The 3,785-nt window shown below is 74.5% G+C and carries 2 protein-coding genes; both read right to left on the bottom strand.

Features of this window, described 5'->3' with window-relative positions; translation table 11 throughout:
• Positions 1-3,543 (bottom strand): type I polyketide synthase (locus tag UK12_RS32080; protein ID WP_045306735.1); only part of this gene is annotated, 3,543 nt, incomplete at its 3' end.
• A 61-nt stretch (positions 3,544-3,604) separates the two neighbouring features.
• Positions 3,605-3,785: acyl carrier protein (locus tag UK12_RS32075; RefSeq protein ID WP_045306734.1), on the bottom strand; the 181-nt coding region annotated here is incomplete at its 5' end.

The following is a 3,785-nucleotide window of genomic DNA, read 5'->3' as shown; positions in this document are numbered from 1 at the left end:
CAGGTGCAACGCCACCAGCGAGGACGAACACGCCGTGTCCACCGTCACCGCGGGCCCCTCGAACCCGAACGTGTAGGCCACCCGGCCGGACGCCACGCTCGGAGCACCACCGGTCAGGGCGTGCCCGCCGAAGCTCTCGGGCGTCTGGTGCAGCGGGGGGACGTAGTCCTGGTTCATCACGCCCGTGAAGACGGCCGTCCGGCTCCCGCGCAGGGTGGCGGGGTCGATTCCGGACCGTTCCAGCGCCTCCCAGGACACTTCCAGCAGCAGCCGCTGCTGGGGGTCCATCGCCCGGGCCTCACGCGGGCTGATCCGGAAGAAGTCGGCGTCGAACCCGGGGGCGTCCCGCAGGAAACCGCCGGTTCGGACGTTGCCGGTGCTCGCCGGGTCCGGGTTCCAGCCGCGGTCCTCGGGGAACCCCGAGATCGTGTCCACCCCGTCGGCCGCCAGCCGCCACAGCTCCTCCGGGGAGGAGACGCCGCCGGGCAGCCGGCAGCCCATCCCCACGATCGCGATCGCGTCCTGCTGCGGGTCGGCGCCCCGCTCGACCCGGCTCTCCCCGGCGTCGTCGTCCGACAGTTCGTCATGGAGGTGCCGCACGAGGTCGGTGAGGGTGGGACGGTCGAAGAGCAGCGTGCTCGGCAGCCGCAGGCCGGTCGCCCGGCTCAGCCGGTCGCTGAGCTCCACCGAGGTGACCGAATCGAACCCGATCTCCTTGAACGAGCGGTCGGCCTCGACCACGCGCGGGTCGGCGTGTCCGAGCACGGCAGCCGCCTGGGCGCGGACCAGGTCCGCCAACTCCCGCTCCCCCGGGCCGGTCGGCCGGGCGGGCGCACCGGGTGCGGCGGACGCATCGGGTGCACCGGGCGCGACGGACGCATCCGGTGCGACTGGTTCGACCCGGGGCGCGGGTGCGGCGGCGCCCCGCGCGCCCAGCCAGTAGGGCTGCCGCTGGAAGGCGTAGCCGGGCAGCTCGACGCTGCGGGCGCCGGTGCCCTCGAACATCGCCCGCCAGTCCACCGGGACACCCTGCGCGTGCACGTCGGCCATGGACAGCAGCAGCCGGCGGAGCCCGCCGTCGGCACGGCGCAGCGTGCCCTGCACGACCGCCTCGCAGGTGTCGCGCACCGTGTCCTGGATCGGCACGGTCAGCACCGGGTGCGGGCTGGCCTCCAGGAAGACCCGGTGGCCGTCGGCGGCCAACGCCCGTACCGCGTCCTCCAGTCGGACCGTCTCACGGACGTTCCGGTACCAGTACTCGGCGTCCAGCGCCTCGGCGGGCAGCCGGCCGCCGGTGACCGTGGAGTAGAACGCGACCTCGTTCGGGGTCGCCGTCACGCCCTCGGCGGCGCGCAGCACCTCGTCGCGGATCTCCGCCACCTGCGGCGAGTGCGAGGCGTAGTCGATCGGCACCATCCGGGCGCGCACCCCGCGGGCCTTGCTCTCGGCCACCATCGCGTGCACGGTGTCCACCGGCCCGGACACGACCACGGCGTTCGGCCCGTTCACGGCGCCGATCGCGACCCGGTCCCGGTCGACCTCCTCGACCGGCATGGCCAGCAGGGCCATCGCCCCGCGTCCGGAGAGCCGGGCGACGATGGCCTTGCTGCGTTCGACCATCAGCCGCAGTGCGTCCGGCAGGGCGAGGATCCCCGCCGCGCAGGCCGCCGTGATCTCGCCCTGGGAGTGCCCCACCACGGCGGCGGGTGCGAGCCCGACCGAGCGCCACACCTCGGCCAGCGACACCTGGACCGCGAAGAGCGCGGGCTGCATCACGTCCATGCGTCCGAGCGCCGCCGCGTCGGCGAGCACCTCCCGCAGCGACCAGTCGACCCGGCCTTCCAGCAGCCGCGCGCACTCGTCCATCCGCGCGGCGAACACCGGTGAGGATTCCCACAGTTCGAGTCCCATCCCGGCCCACTGCGGTCCCTGGCCGGGAAAGACCCACACCACTCCGGGCGCGGGGACGGCCGTGCCCTCCACCACGTTCGGGGCGGCCTGGCCCGCCGCCAGCGCCCCGAGTCCGGCCAGCAGGTCGCCGCGGTCCGCGGCGACGACGACCCCGCGCCGCCCCAGGGCGGTCCGGGTGGTCGCCGTCGAGTACCCGAGGTCCGCCGGACGCAGGTCGGCGTCGGCCTCCACCCGTTCCATCAGGCGCCGTGCCTGGGCCCGGAGTGCCTGCTCGGTCGTGCCCGACACGGTCACCGGCACGGGCACCGGGTCGGTGGGTGCGGCGGTCTCCTCGGCGACCTGGTCGGGGCCCGGGGCGACCACCAGGTGACAGTTGGTACCGCCCAGGCCGAAGGAGCTGACGGCGGCCAGCCGCGGGCCCTCTGGCCAGGGCCCGGTGGCGGCGTTGACCCGGAGCTTCAGCTGCTCCATCGGGATCGCCGGGTTCGGCTCGGAGTAGTTCAGGCTCGCCGGGATCGTGCCGTGCCGCAACGACAGCGCGACCTTGATCAGCCCGATCACGCCGGCCGCGCCGTCCAGGTGCCCGATGTTGGTCTTCACCGAGCCGACGAGCAGCGGCTGCCCGTCGGCCCGCTCCCGGCCGAGGACCTCGCCGAGGGCCCGCGCCTCGACCGGGTCGCCCGCCCTCGTTCCGCTGCCGTGCAGTTCGACGTACCGAACCTGGGCCGGATCCACTCCGGCCCGGTCGTAGGCCTGGCGCAGCAGCTCCCGCTGCGCACCGCCGTCGGGGACGGTGAGGGCCTGGCCGCCGCCGTCGTTGTTCACCGCGCCGCCGAGCAGCACGCACTGCACCCGGTCGCCGTCGGCGATGGCGTCGCTCAGCCGCTTCAGAACCACCACGCCGCCGCCTTCGCCCCGCACCGTGCCGTTGGCGCGTGCGTCGAAGGCGTAGCAGCGGCCGTCCGGGGAGAGCGCACCCGACCGGGCGAAGGCGAGCGTGCTGTCCGGTACGAGGTTCAGGTGCACGCCGCCGGCCAGCGCCAGTGCGGCGGCGCCCGACAGCAGGCTCTCGCAGGCCATCTGCACGGCGACCAGGGAGGAGGCCTGCGCCGCGTCCACGGTGAGGCTGGGCCCGCGCAGACCGAGGTGGTAGGAGACCCGGTTCGCGATGATCCCCCGGCTCAGCCCCGCCAGCGAGTGGTGGGACACCGCGTCGGGGCCGTGCTGGTGGACCAGCGCCGCGTAGTCGTCACCGGTGACCCCGAGCAGGACCGCCGCCGACTCTCCGCGCAGGCTGTCCGGCACGACACCGGCGTGCTCCAGCGCCTCCCAGGCGAGTTCGAGCGCCAGCCGCTGTTGCGGGTCCATCGCCGCGGCCTCGCGCGGCGAGATGCCGAAGAACCCGGGGTCGAAGTCGGCGACCCCGTCGAGGAAGCCGCCCCTGCGGGGTACCGCCGGGTCGGCCGGGTCCGGCAGCCCGTCGAGGTCCCAGCGTCCGGCGGGCACGTCGGTGATCGCCTCCACGCCGTCCACCAGCAGCTGCCAGAAGGCGTCGAGGCTGTCGGCGCCCGGCACGCGGCAGGACATCCCGACGACGGCTACCGCGCGCTCGGTCGGATAGTTCATGGGCATGCCCTGTTCCCCTTCCGGTGGTTCCTGGCAGCGGTGCGGACCTGACTCGGTTTCCGCACGGTCAGGCTGGGATCAGCAGCGCGCGCAGCGCCTGCGGGTGGTCGGTGGCGAGGTAGCGGGCCAGCTCGCGGACGGTTTCGACCTCCAGCAGGAGGGTCCGGGGCAGCGGTCCGAAGGTCTTCTCCAGTTCCGCGATCACGCCGACCGCGATGACGGAGTCCATGCCGTACCGTTCCAACGCG

Source organism: Saccharothrix sp. ST-888 (assembly GCF_000955975.1).
Classification (GTDB): domain Bacteria; phylum Actinomycetota; class Actinomycetes; order Streptomycetales; family Streptomycetaceae; genus Kitasatospora.
Note: the sequence above shows the minus strand (reverse complement) of the source record. Positions and strands in the feature narration are given on the sequence as shown.